Source organism: Desulfobaculum sp. SPO524, assembly GCF_044987625.1.
Lineage (GTDB): Bacteria > Desulfobacterota > Desulfovibrionia > Desulfovibrionales > Desulfovibrionaceae > Desulfobaculum.
The window spans coordinates 804,203-821,080 of sequence record NZ_JBJDSB010000002.1 but is presented as its reverse complement, the minus strand read 5'-3'; the positions used below and the strand labels follow the sequence as shown (position 1 = coordinate 821,080).

12 protein-coding genes are annotated in these 16,878 nt (G+C 60.7%); 3 read left to right on the top strand and 9 right to left on the bottom strand.

Annotation, left to right across the window (positions count from 1 at the left end):
* The first annotated feature begins 13 nt into the window (after positions 1 to 13).
* Positions 14 to 1,594, top strand: a complete 1,581-nt coding sequence (gene nadB / locus ACI3L3_RS09260) for an L-aspartate oxidase (RefSeq protein WP_404844829.1) — start codon at positions 14 to 16, stop codon at positions 1,592 to 1,594.
* Between the two features lie 210 nt (positions 1,595 to 1,804).
* Here nadB and ACI3L3_RS09255 read toward each other — a convergent pair whose 3' ends face one another.
* Positions 1,805 to 3,313, bottom strand: coding sequence for a catalase (locus ACI3L3_RS09255; protein ID WP_404844828.1), 1,509 nt, complete (start codon positions 3,311 to 3,313; stop codon positions 1,805 to 1,807).
* 365 nt (positions 3,314 to 3,678) lie between these two features.
* Between ACI3L3_RS09255 and ACI3L3_RS09250 the strand changes: the two genes are divergently transcribed.
* Positions 3,679 to 4,011, top strand: a complete 333-nt coding sequence (locus ACI3L3_RS09250) for a TraR/DksA family transcriptional regulator (RefSeq protein ID WP_404844827.1) — start codon at positions 3,679 to 3,681, stop codon at positions 4,009 to 4,011.
* Between the two features lie 1,164 nt (positions 4,012 to 5,175).
* Here the strand turns inward: ACI3L3_RS09250 and ACI3L3_RS09245 are convergent.
* The 8 genes from ACI3L3_RS09245 to ACI3L3_RS09210 form a co-directional block, all read right to left on the bottom strand.
* Positions 5,176 to 5,502: a MazG-like family protein gene (locus ACI3L3_RS09245; protein ID WP_404844826.1), complete on the bottom strand. Its 327-nt coding sequence runs from the start codon at positions 5,500 to 5,502 to the stop codon at positions 5,176 to 5,178.
* 451 nt (positions 5,503 to 5,953) lie between these two features.
* Positions 5,954 to 6,880, bottom strand: a complete 927-nt coding sequence (locus ACI3L3_RS09240) for a glycine betaine ABC transporter substrate-binding protein (RefSeq protein ID WP_404844825.1) — start codon at positions 6,878 to 6,880, stop codon at positions 5,954 to 5,956.
* 394 nt (positions 6,881 to 7,274) lie between these two features.
* A complete protein-coding gene (betB, locus tag ACI3L3_RS09235; protein WP_404844824.1) occupies positions 7,275 to 8,750 on the bottom strand; it encodes a betaine-aldehyde dehydrogenase in 1,476 nt (491 codons plus the stop codon).
* A gap of 28 nt (positions 8,751 to 8,778) precedes the next feature.
* Complete coding sequence (betA, locus tag ACI3L3_RS09230; RefSeq protein WP_404844823.1) at positions 8,779 to 10,431, bottom strand: choline dehydrogenase; 1,653 nt, start codon at positions 10,429 to 10,431, stop codon at positions 8,779 to 8,781.
* A 728-nt stretch (positions 10,432 to 11,159) separates the two neighbouring features.
* Positions 11,160 to 11,966, bottom strand: a complete 807-nt coding sequence (locus tag ACI3L3_RS09225) for a FadR/GntR family transcriptional regulator (RefSeq protein WP_404844822.1) — start codon at positions 11,964 to 11,966, stop codon at positions 11,160 to 11,162.
* A 488-nt stretch (positions 11,967 to 12,454) separates the two neighbouring features.
* Positions 12,455 to 13,864 carry a sigma-54-dependent transcriptional regulator gene (locus ACI3L3_RS09220; protein ID WP_404844821.1) on the bottom strand — a complete coding sequence of 470 codons (1,410 nt, stop codon included), beginning with the start codon at positions 13,862 to 13,864 and terminating at the stop codon, positions 12,455 to 12,457.
* 198 nt (positions 13,865 to 14,062) lie between these two features.
* Positions 14,063 to 14,350 carry a hypothetical protein gene (locus ACI3L3_RS09215; RefSeq protein ID WP_404844820.1) on the bottom strand — a complete coding sequence of 96 codons (288 nt, stop codon included), beginning with the start codon at positions 14,348 to 14,350 and terminating at the stop codon, positions 14,063 to 14,065.
* A gap of 49 nt (positions 14,351 to 14,399) precedes the next feature.
* Positions 14,400 to 15,050 carry a YitT family protein gene (locus tag ACI3L3_RS09210; RefSeq protein ID WP_404845214.1) on the bottom strand — a complete coding sequence of 217 codons (651 nt, stop codon included), beginning with the start codon at positions 15,048 to 15,050 and terminating at the stop codon, positions 14,400 to 14,402.
* 1,306 nt (positions 15,051 to 16,356) lie between these two features.
* Between ACI3L3_RS09210 and ACI3L3_RS09205 the strand changes: the two genes are divergently transcribed.
* Positions 16,357 to 16,626, top strand: coding sequence for a zinc ribbon domain-containing protein (locus tag ACI3L3_RS09205; protein WP_404844819.1), 270 nt, complete (start codon positions 16,357 to 16,359; stop codon positions 16,624 to 16,626).
* Positions 16,627 to 16,878: the final 252 nt, after the last annotated feature.

Sequence of the window (16,878 nt, the reverse complement as noted above, 5' to 3'; positions counted from 1 at the left end):
TCGAGCAGCACCCATGAACACCACCCGCTATTCCACTGAAGCCCTTGTCATTGGCTCCGGCATTGCCGGAGCCACCTGCGCCCTCATCCTTGCCGAGGCAGGACGGCACGTGACCCTGCTCACCGCTGACAGCGCGCCGGACAAAGGCAACACCGCCCTCGCGCAGGGCGGCATTGTCTACAAAGCCATCGACGAGAATCCGCGTGACCTTGAGGCCGACATTATGACCGCCGGCTGGAAGCTCAACAATCCCAAGGCGGTACGCTTTCTGTCCCAAAAGGGACCGGATGTGGTGAAGCGGGTGCTGCTCGATACCTTGCACGTGGATTTCTCCACCACCTGCGACGGCGAGCTGGACCTTATCCGCGAGGGCGGGCACGGCAAGCCCCGCATCGCACACTGCGCGGACTTCTCGGGCCGCGCCATCATGGACAAGCTGATCGCGGCGGTGGCGGAGCATCCGAACATCACCCTGCTCACCGGCCGCACAGCCATCGACCTGCTCACCAGCCATCACCACTCCACCAAGCTGGAGTTCAAGTACCAGCTCAGCAACCAATGCTGCGGCGCGTATGTCTTCAATCAGGACCTTGCGCAGGTGGAGACCATCCTCGCGGACACCACCATCCTTGCCACGGGCGGCATTGGGCAGTTGTATCTGCACACCACCAACACCTCGTCGTCCATCGGGTCCGGTATGGTCATGGCCGCCCGCGCCAAGGCCAAGACCATCAACGCCGAGTATGTGCAGTTCCACCCGACCTCGCTCTTTCACCGCGCGCCCCGGCGCTTCCTCGTCTCCGAGGCCGTGCGCGGCGCTGGCGCCAAGCTCCTCAACGACAAGAGCGAAGCCTTCATGGCGCGCTACGACCCGCGCGCCGACCTTGCCCCGCGCGACATCGTCACCCGCGCCATTCAGGAGGAGATGCTCGCCACCGGCGCGGACTTCGTCTATCTGGACGCGGCAAACCACGTCTCGCGCGACATTGAGACCAGCTTCCCCACCATCGCCAAGAAGTGCCGCGACATCGGCCTCGACATGACCAAGGAACCCATCCCCGTAGTTCCTGCGGCGCACTATTTCTGTGGCGGCATCCTCACGGACACCACAGGCAAAACCACGCTCTCGCGCCTGTACGCCGTGGGCGAATGCGCCTGCACCGGTCTGCACGGCGCCAACCGCCTTGCCAGCACCTCGCTGCTGGAGGGCCTGTTGTGGGGCGTGGCCGCCGCCGAGGACATCGCCAAAAAGTCCCCGCGCCGCAGCGCACTGCCGCAGCGCCTTGCCGACGCAATGCCCGACTGGGTGGCGGCAGGCAACACCCAAAACGAGGACCCCGCCCTCGTCGCACAGGACTGGGCCACCATCCGCACCACCATGTGGAACTATGTGGGCATCACCCGCACCTCCCAGCGCCTTAAACGCGCCTACGACGACATGCGTAGCCTGAACAGGCACCTGCAGGACTTCTACAAGCAAACGCCCATCTCCAAGTCCCTCGTGGACCTGTTCCATGGCTGCTACGCCGCGTACATCGTCACCCTCGCGGCCATGCGCAACAAAAACAGCCGGGGCTGCCACTTCCGCAAATAGCCCCAGCCGCCCCTACAGACGCAGCACGGACGCCCCCATGCCGGGAGCGTCCGTTTTTCTTTGCCGGCTCCTCCTTTTGCCGTCAAGCGGCCACGCCCAACACCGTCGTATCGTGCCAGCCCCAACCAGCCACACGCGGGCCGCAGCCAGCACGCAAAAAAGCCGGAACGCATGCGGCGTCCCGGCTTCATCGCTTTCTTCACATCACGGCTACTTTACAGGTGTTGCGGCCACGCGGTCCTCCTGCGACATCGCGGCAAGGCGCTTCACCTCGGCCATATCCAGTCCCAGCCCTTCGGCCACGCGGGCGCCGTAGTCCTCATCCGCCAGGAAGAAGAGCGCGCACTGCCTCAGCTGGATGGGCTTCGGGACACTCTCCATATTGCCCACAATATTGCTGACAAGGTTCGTCCGGTCCTGCTCGGACATCACGTGGCGGTACAGGTTCCCCGGCTGGACAAAGTCGTCGTTGGGGTGGTCGAACTCGTAGCGGTCGCCGGGGCCGTGCTCTTCAATGGGCGGCTCGCCATAGGCCGCGTCCGGCGCCGGGCCGTGGAAGCTGTTGGGCCAATAGTTCGGCCCGCCACCGCCGTTGGCATCCACACGCATATTGCCGTCGCGCTGGTAGTTCTGCTCCATGGCGTGCTTCGGCTGGTTCACGGGGATGAGGTGATAGTTCGGCCCAAGGCGGTGCAGGTGCGTATCGTGATACGAGAACAGCCGCCCTTGCAGCATCTTGTCCGGAGACACGCCAATGCCGGGCACAAGGTTGCTCGGGTTGAACGCGGCCTGCTCCACCTCCGCAAAGTAATTTTCCGGATTCCTGTTCAGCACCAGCTTGCCCACGGTGATGGGCGGCACCTCCTTATGCGGCCACACCTTGGTGATGTCGAAGATATCCCACCCAAAGTCCTTGGCCTGCTCAGGGCTGAGAATCTGCATCTCCAGCGTCCACGACGGGTGTTCGCCGCGCTCGATGGCGTCGTACAGGTCACGCGTGGCGTGGTCCGGGTCCTTGCCGCACATTGCCGCCGCCTCGGGGCCGGTCAGGTTCTTGATGCCCTGATCGGTTTTAAAGTGGTACTGCACCCAAAAGTATTCACCCTTGGCGTTGTACCATTTGTAGGTATGGCTGGAGTAGCCATTCATGTTGCGGTAGGTCGCGGGCGTGCCCCGGTCCGAGAACAGAATCGTCACTTGGTGCATGGACTCCGGCGTCAGGGACCAAAAGTCCCACGCCATGGTCGGGTCCTTGAGGTTGGTGGCGGGGTTACGCTTCTGCGTGTGGATAAAGTCCGGGAACTTCAGCGGGTCGCGGATGAAGAAGACCGGGGTATTGTTGCCGGTCATGTCGTAGTTGCCTTCCTCCGTATAGAACTTCACGGCAAAGCCGCGGGGGTCGCGCTCTGCATCGGCGCTGCCCTTCTCCCCGCCAACAGTGGAAAAACGCGCGAAAACGTCCGTGCGCTTGCCAACCTCGGACAGGAACGCGGCCTTCGTATACTTGCTCACGTCCGCCGTTACTTCAAAATATCCATACGCCCCGGCGCCCTTGGCGTGCACAACACGCTCGGGGATGCGCTCCCTGTCAAAGTGCGCCAACTTTTCCAGCAGGTGTACGTCCTGCAAAAGCGACGGGCCACGGGAACCACTCGTCATCGTATTCAAGTCGTTCCCTACCGGGACACCAAAAGCGGTTGTCATCTTCTTCTTTGCCATGGAAAACCTCACACTGCATGGGTTACAGAACAACAAAACCAAGGACATACATCCAAGGTGGACTGTTTGACATTCCCACCATGCATAGCACACTCCAAGCGCAATGCAAAACACAACACACGACATTCACTCCATCTCGCCCTGCGCCCCATCCAACGCCACCTTCCGCACAGAATAAAACAAAGCGGTTGCCGGACTCTTTCCACCTTGCTACAGTAGGAACTTTGCACGCACGGGGTATCCGGGCGCGCACCATACGACGCACAGTTCACCGCGCAGGCGCTAACAGCATCTGCGGCGGTTGCGTGCGTTTTTCCGGCCCTCCACGGGCAAACCCGCAGGAACATCTTGAAGGAAGGATCGCCATGACCAAGGAAGAACGAGAACAGATCGCAACATGCATTCGTGAGGAAATCGAGACCCTCCGCGAAACCGTCGCCCGTCTGGAAGACAGCGCCAAGACCGTTGATCTGGACCAACCCATCGGCAGGCTCTCCCGCATGGATTCGCTGACCAATCAGGGCATCAGCGGCAAAGTGCTGGCCGAGTCCAAGCGCCGCCTCCTCGGCCTTGAACGCGCCCTCGCCAATGTCGACGACGAGGACTTCGGCCACTGCGAAGAATGCGGCGAACCCATCCCCGTCCGCCGACTCCTCATCATGCCAGAAGCCTCCCTCTGCGTGGACTGCGCCGAGTAGCCCCGCCCAATACGACACACAACAAACGGGCGCCGGGAGTACAGCTCCCAGCGCCCGTTCGTCATCACGCCCCGCCTCCTCGGCTTGTGGCAGAAAATAAAAAAGCCTCCGGCGGGTTAAGGGCCGTGGGCCCTTAACGATCCCATTTATACGCCAGTAATACGTTCCCCACGCCCGGCCTCTATCCGGCCCCGGCATTGCCGCCCCACCCACGCGGGCAACCGCCCTCACGCGAAAAAAGCACCCACCCCTTTTTCGGGCTGGCTTCCAGCCCGAAAAACCTCGAGATTTTTAAGGGGTCGCACCCCTTAAACCATCGGAGATATCCTCTTGACCCCGGCGTTACGACTCGGCCCAGCCAAGAAAAGCCTCCGGCGGGTCAAGGCCCACGGGCCCTTAACGATCCCATTTATACGCCAGTAATACGTTCCCCACACCTGGCCTCTATCAGGCCCCGCCATTGCCGCCCCACCAACGCGGGCAACTGCCCTCACGCGAGAAAAGCACCCACCCCTTTTTCGGGCTGGCTTCCAGCCCGAAAAACCTCAGGATTTTTAAGGGGTCGCACCCCTTAAACCATCGGAGATATCCTCTTGACTCCGGCGTTACGACCCGGCCCAGCCAAGAAAAGCCTCCGGCGGGTCAAGGGCCACGGGCCCTTAACGATCCCATTTATACGCCAGTAAAGCGTCCCACACGGCCGGCCTCTCTCAGGCCCCGCCATTGCCGCCCCACCCACGCGGGCAACTGCCCTCACGCGAGAAAAGCACCCACCCCTTTTTCGGGCTGGCTTCCAGCCCGAAAAACCTCGGGATTTTTAAGGGGTCGCACCCCTTAAACCATCGGAGATATCCTCTTGACCCCGGCGTTACAACTCGGCCCAGCCAAGAAAAGCCTCCGGCGGGTCAAGGGCCGTGGCCCTTAACGATCCCATTTATACGCCAGTAAAGCGTTCCACACGGCCGGCCTCTATCCGGCCCCGACATTGCCGCCCCACCCACGCGGGCAACCGCCCTCACGCGAAAAAAGCACCCACCCCTTTTTTCGGACTGGCTTCCAGCCCGAAAAACCTCGGGATTTTTAAGGGGTCGCACCCCTTAAACCATCGGAGATATCCTCTTGACCCCGGCGTTACGACCCGGCCCAGCCAAAGGCACCCCCCAGCTATGCCTCGGCTTCTTCGCGTGCGGCGTCCTGATCCCAGGTACGGGTGAGGTTGCGATTGATTTTACGTTGGAGCACTTCGTTGAGGTCCATGCCCATGACGTTGGCCAGCTGTGCGGCGTAGATGATGACGTCGGCGATTTCGTCGGCCACGGCGTCGGGGTTGGCGTCTTCGGTCCACTGGAAGCACTCCAGCAGTTCCGCCGCTTCTATGGAAAGGGATACGGCAAGGTTCCTTGGCGTCTGGGGCCGCTTGGACTGCGGTCTGTACCAGCCATTCTTCTGCGCAAGGTCTGCTACGGCCTGCGCCACGTCGTCCAGTTGCATATCTCGCCTCGCTTGGGAGTGTGTCGAATTGTGTTGTTGCGCCGAGGTGGGCAACGGCCCACCGGCGAGCCGAGGGTAGGCCTGTGCATGGCGAAATGCAACCGGGGGACGCAAGCGAAAAATGGCGGGAGTGAGGAGGCGAGGCACAAGGTGGAGAGATGATGCCGCTGGCGGGAGATGATGAACAAAAAGGGCGCCCTGCCGCTGCTGCCAGCGCAGGACGCCCTTCAACGTGCGTATTCATGGAATACGAGCTTCACCCATTTGGCACAAGGCTCCACCCGGCTGCGCCTCCGCCCGCACAGCGGCCGCACGGCTCACAGTGAGCACGCGCGGCGACTTGCGAGGCAGCCTTCTGCACGGAAGGCCTCACCGCCTGCGGAAAAACCCCGCAAGCGGCCGAATGACGCAACATACGGCGCTCTCCGCTTACGCGGAGAGCTTGCCGTTTTTAGATGGTCTCAAGGTATGCCTTAAAGGCAGGCAGAGCGGGCTTGCCGTCTGCAGTCGTCACACCATCCAGCCACTTTTCGTACATTTCCGGATGATTCTTGACCCACTGCATGCCTGCTTCCTTGGTCTTCAGGCCATCGTCGTTGTGCAGAGCCACCATGATTTCATTCATCATGCTGATGGGGAAAATCAAATTCTTCAGGTATTTTCCCACGTTCGGATGTTCATCAACAAAGCCGGCGCGCACATTGGTATAAATGGTAGCCGAACCGTTGTTGGGACCGAACGTCTCCGTAGTGCTGCCGTCAAGGTAGGTCATGTCGATGTTCTCGTTCATGCTGTGCGGTGCCCAGCCGAGGAACACGATCCATTTTCCTTCCTTGGCGAAGGACTGCACCTGGGCGAGCATGCCGCTCTCACTGGAGGGCACGAGAGTAAAATCGCCCAATCCAAACATATCATCCTCAATCATCTTTTCGATGACCGCATTGCCGTCGTTGCCTTCCTCAAGGCCGTAGATGCGGCCTTCGAGCTTATCGGCGTACTTGGCAATGTCGCTAAAGTTCTTCAAGCCACCTTCCGCGACGTAGGTCGGGACGGCGAGGGTGTACTTGGCACCGGGCATGTTGGCCACGTATTTGTCCACAGTACCCTTCTTGAAGAACTTGTTGGCCATGGTCTCCATGGTGGGCATCCAGTTGCCGAGGAAGACGTCGGCTTCCTGCATGTCCATCGCCTTGTAGGCGATGGGCACGGACACCAAGAGATTCGTGGCCGAGTACCCAAGACTGTTCAGCATTTCTACTGCGATATCAGTCTTGATGGATACGCCCGTCCAGCCGATGCTGACGAAACGTACCTCGTTGTTCTTGGCGTGAGCCACGCCGGTGAAGGCAAACATGAAGAGAAGAAGCACTACTGTCATCAACTTCCTTGGGCCTTCATCAAACATCATACCTCCTATGTTGCTGTTAACGGGGCCATGCCCCGCTTGTGCCGTGCTCCGCCCCAAATCAGTGCGCGTCGGTGGGCGGCGTATGCCGGAACTCTTCCGGTTCCCTGCGCCGCCGCGCCGCACTCTGCATGGGTGACCGGCCGCCGCCACAATGACGACCCCGGCCGGACGCCGCGCGAAACGTTCCTTCCGCGCGGCACTGGTGGCGCATCCACCGCTAACGCTGGGCCGCGCCCACGGCTGCTGCCTGCACAGAGGCACTTTGCCGGGGCTGCGTCCACGTTGCTGGCGGCATCCGCCACGGGAACACTCTCGTCCACATGAAAAAAGGGGAGAACACACCTGTGCTCTCCCCTTTTGTGGTCTATTTACCGAACCAGTTCACTGGCTGGGTGTTGCTGTTCTGGAAGATGTGCTTCACTTCGGTGTATTCCTCAAGCCCCATGCGGCCAAGCTCGCGACCAAGGCCGGACTGCTTGTAGCCACCCCATGGTGCCTGTGTGAAGTACACGTTGAAGTCATTCACCCACACGGTACCGAAACGCAAAGCGCGGGAAACGCGCTTGATACGGTCGGGGTCGCGGGTCCAGAAGCCAGCGGACAGGCCGTAGACGGTGCTGTTGGCACGCTGAACGACTTCCTCTTCGGTGGAGAAGCGTTCCACGGTGATAACCGGGCCGAACACTTCTTCCTGCACGATGCGCATGTCGTTTTCGCAGTCGGCGAACAGGGTGGGCATGTAGAAGAAGCCCCCCTCCAGCGCCGGGTCGTCCGGACGCTTGCCGCCGCAAAGCAGGCGCGCGCCCTCTTCCTGACCAATGCGGACGTAGTCCTCAACCTTGGCCAGATGCTCGGCGGAGATGAGCGGTCCCATCTCGGTCTTTTCGTCGAAGCCGTAGCCCACAACGATGCGGCTGATGCGTCTGTGCAGTTCCTCCACGAAGGCGTCGTAGATGTCGTCCTGCACAAGGATGCGCGCACCGGCAGAGCAAATCTGACCAGCGTGGAAGAACACGCCGTTGAGCGCGTAGTCCACCGCAAGGTCGAAATCGGCGTCGGCGAAGATGATATTGGGGTTTTTGCCCCCAAGCTCAAGAGCCATCTTCTTCACGTTGCCGCTTGCGGCCTGAATGATCTTTTTGCCGGTGTCGATGCCGCCCGTGAAGGATATCAAATCCACATCCAGGCTTTCGGACAGTTCGGCGCCCACGGCGGAGCCGGGGCCGAGTACGGTATTGACCACACCCTTGGGGAATCCGGCCTCTTCGGCCAGTTCCGTGACCTTAATGGTCGTCAGCGGGGTGATCTCGCTGGGTTTCATGACAATCGTGCATCCTGCGGCCAAAGCCGGGGCCATCTTCCACGACGCCTGAAGGAGCGGATAGTTCCACGGGGAAATCTGCCCGCAGACGCCGATGGGTTCGCGTACCAGTTCACTGGTGGAATCCGGAATGGGCGAAGAAATCACTTCGCCGCCTTCCTTGTCCGCCAACCCGCCAAAGTAGCGGAAGATACCGGCGATGTCATCCATATCCCAACGACTTTCTTCAACTGTTTTACCTGTGTCCAGGCTCTCCAGCCGGGCCAGCTCCTCGCGGTCGCGCTCTATAAGGTCCGCCAGACGGCAGACGAGGCGGCCTCGCTCGGATGCGGGGGTGTTCGGCCAAGGGCCGTAGTCGAAGGCTTCGCGCGCGGCGGCGATGGCCTTTTTGGCGTCATCGCGGGAGCCTTCGGCCACCACGGCCACACCGCGCCCGTTGCCGGGATCGATGATTTCCGTGGTGCGGCCGGACTCGGCGTCCACCCACTGGCCGTCGATGTACATCTTCTTCTGCATCATATTGCAGGTCTCCTTGCGGTCTCGGGGTCTACTCGCCCTTTTCGTGCTTGTAGAACGGCGCGGGAGAAGCATCCAGCGGCGTGTTGCCGAGAATCTTGTCCGCGGCCTTTTCGGCGATCATCATGACCGGAGCGTAGATGTTGCCGTTGGTGATAAGCGGCATGATGGAGGCGTCCACGACACGCAGGTTTTCCACGCCGTGCACCTTGAGGTCGCTGTCCACAACGGCCATGTCGTCGTAGCCCATTTTGCAGGTGCAACTGGGGTGGTAGGCGCTTTCGCCCTCGCGTGCCACAAAGTCCAGGATCTCTTCGTCGGTCTGCACATGTTCGCCGGGGGCCAGCTCGCCGCCGCGGAACTCGTCAAACGCGGACTGCGTCATGATTTCGCGGGTCTTGCGGATGGCCTGGCACCATTCGCGGCGCTCCTGCTCGGTGGAGAGGTAGTTGAACAGGATGCTGGGGTATTCCTTCGGATCGGCGGACTTGATCTTCACATGACCGCGAACGTCGGTATTCATGGGACCAACGTGGACCTGATAGCCGTGGCCCTCGTTGGGCGCGGAGCCGTCGTAGCGGATGGCGATAGGCAGGAAGTGGTACTGCAGGTTCGGGTAGTCCACCTCGTCGTTGCCGCGGATAAAGCCGCCGGCCTCGAAGTGGTTCGTGGCCGCAGCGCCCTTGTGCAGGAACAGCCACTCTGCGCCAATCTTGGGCTGATTGCGGTACTTGAGGGCCGGGTACATGCTGACGGGCTTCTTGCAGGCGTACTGGACATAAAGTTCCAGATGGTCCTGCAGGTTCTCGCCCACGCCGGGCAGGTGCTGCACCGGATCGATGCCGAGGTTGGACAGCTCGTCCGCATTACCGATGCCGGACAACTGCAGCAGTTGCGGGGAGTTGATGGCGCCACCGCAGACGATAACTTCGCCGCCGTATGCCTTGACGCCCTTGCGGAAGCGGGTATCGTACTCGACGCCCACGGCGCGCTTGCCGTCGAAGAGAATGCGCGAGGTCTGCGCGCCGCAGCGAACCTTGAGGTTGCGGCGGTTGCGCACCGGGTGCACGTAGGCACGGGCGGCATTCCAGCGGCGCCCCTGATAGATGGTGGCGTCGAACTTGGAGAAGCCTTCCTGACGGTAGCCGTTGACGTTGTCCACGATAGGATAGCCAGCCTGCTGAACGGCCTGGAAAAAGGCGTTGAACAGGGGGTTGTCGCACTCGGGGGTCGTCAGGTACAAGGGGCCGTTGGCGCCGTCGTAGGCGGTTGCGCCGTCCATGCGGGTTTCAAACCGGCGGAAGTACGGCAGGCAACGGGCGTAGTCCCAGTCCTCCAGGCCGTCGATTTTGGCCCACTTTTCGTAGTCCATCGCGTTACCGCGGATGTAGATCATCCCGTTGACGCAGCTGGAACCACCAAGGACCTTGCCGCGGGGCTGATAAATGCGGCGGTTGTGCATGTGCGGCTCGGGGTCGGACTCGTACCACCAGTTGTAGGTCTTGCCTGCAAGGGGGTAGGTCAGTGCCGCGGGCATATGGATGCGGAAATCCAGACGAAAGTCCGGGAGACCGGCTTCCAGCACCAGCACATTGTTCTTGGGATTCGCGCTCAAACGGTTGGCCAGTACGCTACCGGCGGAACCGCCACCAACAATGATGTAATCATACATCTTTTTAGCCATGGGACCTCCTGCTCATGTCGTCCTGCCAGACGGCATGTTCGGTTCAGGGCGGCCCGCCGCGCATATCCTCTGCCAAGGAGCGGCGGGCTGTCCTTTATAGTGTTGTGTTGAATTCCGGCCCGTCCGTCGCCACACGCTGACGGGCCGTCCTTGCCGTGCGCGCGCCGTGTCGCCCTACAGGGCACACTGTGGCGCGCTTTCTTTTGGGTGCCGTCATGGCCGCAAGGCGGCCATGAACGCCGGGAGAATGGCTATGAGGAGAACGCACGCGAGAGGAGCGCTCCCCCGGCGGTCACCGTGGTGACCGGCTTTCACGGCTTTCCTGCACAAACCGGGCGTCGCTGATGCTTCGTGGTACGGCTGGGGCTGTCATGGCGCACACCTAGCGCAGCCTTTTCCACACACACATCCTGCCAGCCCCGTGCCGTCCGCCTTCAGCGGCGCCCGGTTTGTGCAAGAAACCCTTCTTCTCCCCTTCTTTCCTGCGCCCTTGCGGGCCATGCCTCCCACTTTTCCCGTGGCTGGAAGGACCAGCCTTTACGCCGCGTTAGCGCCTCTCTGGCGCGGGCCGCGGCGCGCACTCCTCCGGCGGGGAGGGCGGCGTCTGTGGAACGTGACGTCCACGCCTCCCCGTGCGGCACAGTGCTGTGCCGATGGCGCCGCCGGGATAATGGGCACGGCAGCGCCCGGAGGTGCAGTGCAACCAGTAGGAGAGTACCGGAAGTGCCTTAGGACGACGTCTCGGTTGCCTCGTCCGAGGACGTGTCCAAAAATTCTGTCACACCGGGGCGGCCTTCGGCGCTTCGCGCCTCCACACACCGGCTGAGCAAAACATAGTGATGACCGATGTACGACAGCGCCCGCAGCGTTTCGCCCTGCGCTATCTCGCGCGCTGTGTCCGTCCAGTTGGAGACGGTGGCTTCACGGTATTCGGGCATTTCGTATAGCGCGAAATCGTGAGAGCTAAAGCCGGACTGCAGCGCCCGCATCACCCACTCGAACACGGGATTATGCGCCATGTTCGCCAGCAGGATGTTAAGCTCCCGGTCCAGCTCGCCAAGCTGGTTCAGGTCCGGATTCGGTGCTTCCAGCATCTTTTCCAGACGGTGCGCGCCGTCCACAAGCTGCTGCTTCTCCTCATCCGTTGCGCGGGAGATGGCCAAACAGGTGATGGCCCGGTCAATGCTCTCGCGGAACTCGATAATGCGGTCGGGAGCCACGGAGTGCTGCTTCAAAAACAGCGCGAGGGACTCGCTGACGTTGTCGACCTCTATCTGTTTGATATATGCGCCGCCCTTGGCGCCCTTGCGGATCTCGATAAGCCCTTTCTGCTTAAGGGTCCGCAGGGCCTCGCGGATGACGCCGCGCCCGGTCTGAAACAGGCTTTGCAGCTCACGTTCGCTGGGCAGGTGCTCACCGGGCTGAATGCGCCCGCTGGTGATGGCCGCCTCAATTTGCAGGGCCACATCCTCGCTGGCGCGACCAATCTGCGCCGGAGTGAATGCCAAGACCTTTTTCATTTCTGTCTGATCCATGAATGGTATGACCTTTCTGTCCAAATATGCCAGCCGCCGGTATGGCGACGAAGCGTGCAGCCAGCCCATTTCTTGCGAAATCTTCACCAAACTCAGTTAACGTGCACAGCTGCACCATCTGCGCGGCATCCGTTGCCCCGTCAAATGGTCGGACCAAACTCTGCACAATACTGGAATCGCTGTCAACCCCTCACACGGGGTTTGGTCGGACCTTTGGAGGCGAGACGATCCCACAGGGGATATGTGTTGAAAAGACTTAACCCAACAAAACCAGTAAGTTATGTAAAACACACGCCACCCGTGTCACCCCATAAACTTTTTTCGCATCGCTTTGGTCGGACCTTTCCCTACCGCTATGGTCGGACCATTCCACATCCACCCGGCATATGGGCACAAACGCAAAACGCCCCCGCGTCTGCCGTCGCAATGGACACAGACACGGGGGCGGTATGGCTTCTGCGTAGCGAAGCCTTGCCATCCGGGAAAAATCAGACCTTGAAGTCTTCCTTGCGGTAGCCGTAGCGCGTCATGAGCTTACGCAACTGGCGCGGGCTGATGCCTGCGGCCTCGGCGGTCTTGTTCATGCGCCCGTTGTGGGCGGCAAGCTGTTCCTTGAGGTAGTGCCGCTGCGCGCTCTCCTTGGCGCTTTCGCGGAATTCCGCAAGGGTTTGCGTCAGGTCCAGCGGCAGGCTGGCCGCTGGCGCGCCACTGGCGGCAATGTCCACGGGGAAGCTCTCTGGCGTCAGCACATTGGAGCGCTCAAGGATATAGGCGCGCTCGATGAGGTTTTCCAGCTCACGCACGTTGCCCGGCCAGTCGTATCCGGCCAGCGCGCCCAGCACCGTGGGATGGATGCCGCGGATGTCCTTCATGTGCTGTTCATTCAGCTTGGTCAAAAAGAACTCCGCCAGCATGGGGATATCATCCGCCCTGTCCCGCAGCGACGGGATTTCAATGGGGAAGACGTTCAGGCGGTAGAACAGGTCCTTACGGAACTCACCCCGCGCACACAGCTCGCCAAGGTCAATATTCGTGGCGGCGATGATGCGCGACTTCAGCGGAATGTCCGCGTAGCCGCCCACACGCTGAAACACCTTCTCCTGCAGCACCTGCAGCAGTTTCACCTGCGCAGACGGCGTCACCGTGCCGATTTCATCAAGGAATATGGTGCCACCGGCGGCCACCTCAAAGCGGCCGAGCTTGCGCTTCACCGCGCTGGTGAATGCGCCCTTCTCGTGCCCAAAGAGTTCGCTCTCGATGAGGGTGTCGGGGATTGCGCCGCAGTGCACGCTGACGAAAGGCCCGGAACTGTGCGCGCCAAGGGCATGGATAAGGCGCGCGATAACGCCCTTGCCCGTCCCGGTTTCGCCCGTAAGGAGCACAATGGACGACGTTGGCGCCACAAGGCGCGCCTTGTCGAACACGGCGCGCATGGATGGCGTGCGCGTGCCCACAACCTGCATAAAGCGCCCCACGCCCACCTCCGCGCGGAAGTAATCCATCTCGGTCTGGAGCTTAAGGCTTTCATACAGGCTTTCCAGCACATAGCGGACCTCGGTACGGTCCAGCGGATAATTGAGGTAGTCGTCCGCACCGGCCTTCACCAGCCTGACGGCGGCGCGCAGGCGCTCCGGCGGCGCAAGGATGACGATTTCCGCATGCGGGCTGGTGCGGGCAATGGGCGCCAGCGCATCCACAAAGGCCTGCGCATCGCCATTGGTGGGCGGCACATCCAGCATGGCAACATCCACAAACAGCGTATCGTACTGCCTGCGCGCCAAATGGTGGCCGAACTCCTCCCGCTTCAAGGCGGTATCTATGGTGGGCGGCGTGGTATAACTTTCGCGGATGATGCTGGATACGGCGGCATCCGGCGTCGCGACCAAAACACGTTTCATCGTACTTTTCTCCAAGAACTCCGGTGGCGGCACTGTACGTCCGGCCCATCCCCCCTTGCAACCAAAATCAGCACCCCACAGGCAGGGGAAAGAGCAGCCCGCCAGCTTCCCGCGCTTAAAACAGCGGAGACCCCGCCGGCATTATCCTGCGGAGTCTCGTTCTGCGTGGGAAAAACCCTGACGGGCGGCGAGGATGCCCTACCAGTCGTCATCCTCAATCCAGTCGTCCAGTTCGGGCGCGTCGATCACATCGAAGCTCTGTACCGTCAGACTGAAATGGTCACGGCTTTTGCGAACCGCCCCCTTGGCACGGATGTACTCATCAACATAGTCGAGCAGGCGGGCGCCCGGCCCGGAATGCTCCACCACGTACTCCCTGTTCTCATCCGTAATGACCGACACCGTGACGATTTCTTCATTCTCGTCCCAGCTGTACGGCCCAACATACCCCTCAATGGTCTGCAACCCGGAACGTGCCTTGGTCATGCTCATCTCCGAGGGTCAATTGACCCTTCTCTGGTAAAGATCACTTCTCTCAGTGCTTCCGGCGCACATGCACAGGCACGGGAACTACCGCGTGAGCGCCGGCACCAACCGGCACGGAAACACTCATCCGGGCGGCATGCGCGCGACACCACACCGCACACCGCATGACAATATCCGTCGTGGCCGCCATGGCGACTGTCACCGTCAAAGAGGTCGCAACCGTGGCCCCTCCAAGGATCATAGCCGCGCAGCTAAACAGCACGACATCGAAAGACAGATACACCGCACCGGCAGAGGCTTGCAACCTCTGAGATAGACATCTTGCGACAATATCCAGCCCGCCCTGCGACCCATGCGCCAACAGCACCAGCGCGGTGCCAAAGCCCATCACCATGCCGGTTGCCACAGCGCCCGCCACAGGGTTTGGAAACGTTACCCGTACGTCGATGGCGTCCATGCCCAAAGAAAGGCACAGCATCCCGTACAGACTTACAAAAAAGAAGCGCCGCCCGACCAGCGCCCCGCCCAGCACAAACAGCGGTGCATTCAGCACCAGCAGCCACATACCGGGTGTCGCCCACTCAGACAAACGGTGCGCCAACAGCGCCGCCCCGGACAACCCGCCAAACACCACCCCCTGAGGGATAGCCATGGCCTTGCACGAAAAAGCCGTGATAGTCGCCCCAAGGGTCAACAGCATAAGACTTGCCGCCTCGTGGGATACATCCCGAAATTGCACTCTGCGCATCGCGTTCCACCTATTCATAAAAAACTCCCGCCAGGATGCGCTGTCCGGGCGAGGCGTCACGCAATGAGCACGCTTTGTGCCAATTCTATTTCATCAATAAAAACAGTATTTTACGCTTCTTCCTTCGTTATAAAAGAGGAATTCGGAGTTCCGCTTTTACCCATTTCCTACCCCTTTTCTACCTGATGCCCTGCTTAACATGCTGGAATATCACACTCTTTTTTCTACCCAAGCCCAAATTCAAACCGGAACCAGCAGGACCGCATTTATGGAACGGGAACACTGGGTTCTCCTTTTTTCCGGCCCTTCCATGTCCGCATCCCTCCACACGTCCTAAATCTTCAACAGGTTACACTCTCATCTCGTCCCGCCCCTGCACAACACCCTGTGCAACGCCCTGCACACATTGCACTTTTTCTGTGCGAGCCATTGCACTCTGCACAGCGGTCCAAACAGCCCGCGCACTCACAACATACTGATTTTCTACAATTTTCATGTTTGGCACGCCACTTGATAAGAAGAAAGACAGAAGGCACGGGAAGCCTTCTGCAACCATCAAGCTCTCTCACAACTTCCCTTTTCGACGATGCGGGCGAGGTCAGACCCTTTCCTCCAACCGTATCGAAGACATATAACCTCCTCCTAAATGGTGTAGAAAAAGAAACCGAAGCATCAAGCATCCTCTTGCGAAGGGCGGCCGAATTCATCCGGCCGCCCTTTCGCTTGTGGCGGTTTTTTCCACAATACCCGCGTGTTGCGGGTTGCGTGGTGTGGGGCATCCTGTTAGGGATATCGGCAAGCGGATGTTCCCTTTTGCCTGTGCTTTCAGCATCATGCAGGCGTATGCCCCTGCGGCTGATGGACGCAGCGCGCAGCCCCGCAGGTCCGGATGCCTCAAAATGAACATGCGGCACATTGCCTCGCGCAACATACCGTGAAGGCCAATTTTCGGCGGTAGAGGACGGGAAAAGCACCAATCGGCCAACGGCACACCACACATTCGGTCCACCACACGACCAGCCGCTGGCCACGCCGCCACAAGACGCCCCGTTACACGTAACGGGGCGTCTTTCTTTACCCTCTTGCCCCTTTTGCCCAACCTTGGTACCACATATCCAGAGAGCTTACCCAGCGCAGGCCACACGCCGCAGACACCGGCCAAGCCCGCGCTTTATCACAACGCGACCAGCACCAGACGTTCACCACGGACTGACGCACGCCGTCCACGCGGCCGCTTGCGAGACTTCGGGAGGTTATTATGGGAAAGACCAAGTGCCCCCATTGCCATCACGACATCACAACCGAAACTCGGTATTGCCCCTCGTGCGGGGTTGCCATTATTCCGCCGACGGTTTCCTCATACGGATTGGATAGACCGCTACGCGCCCTCGGCGTCTTTCTCGTCATCATGGGGGCGGCGCTTTTCGCCCTCAAGGCAGGAGAATCACAGGACGCCATCACCATGGCCGGGGTTGGTCTCTGCATCGCCATTGCTGAGGGCATTGTGCATTTGTTTCGGCACGGCTAGCGCCTTCTGCCACCCAACCCGGCGCCGCGCATCGCCCACACGCGGCGCGCCTCCCCCGTGCGTGAGCGGATTCTCCACGTGGTCTTTGCCCCTGCCCAGCACCCCGCTCGCTCCCTTTCACGCTCCACCGCCCCTCTTCCGCCTCCCCGGCCATGTCCGCGCCCCCACAGGTCTTGCCCTTTCATCCACCCGGAACTATACTTCTTCCGCGTATCAGCACAGCGCACGCCTTGCCTTCACGCCTCTGCCACA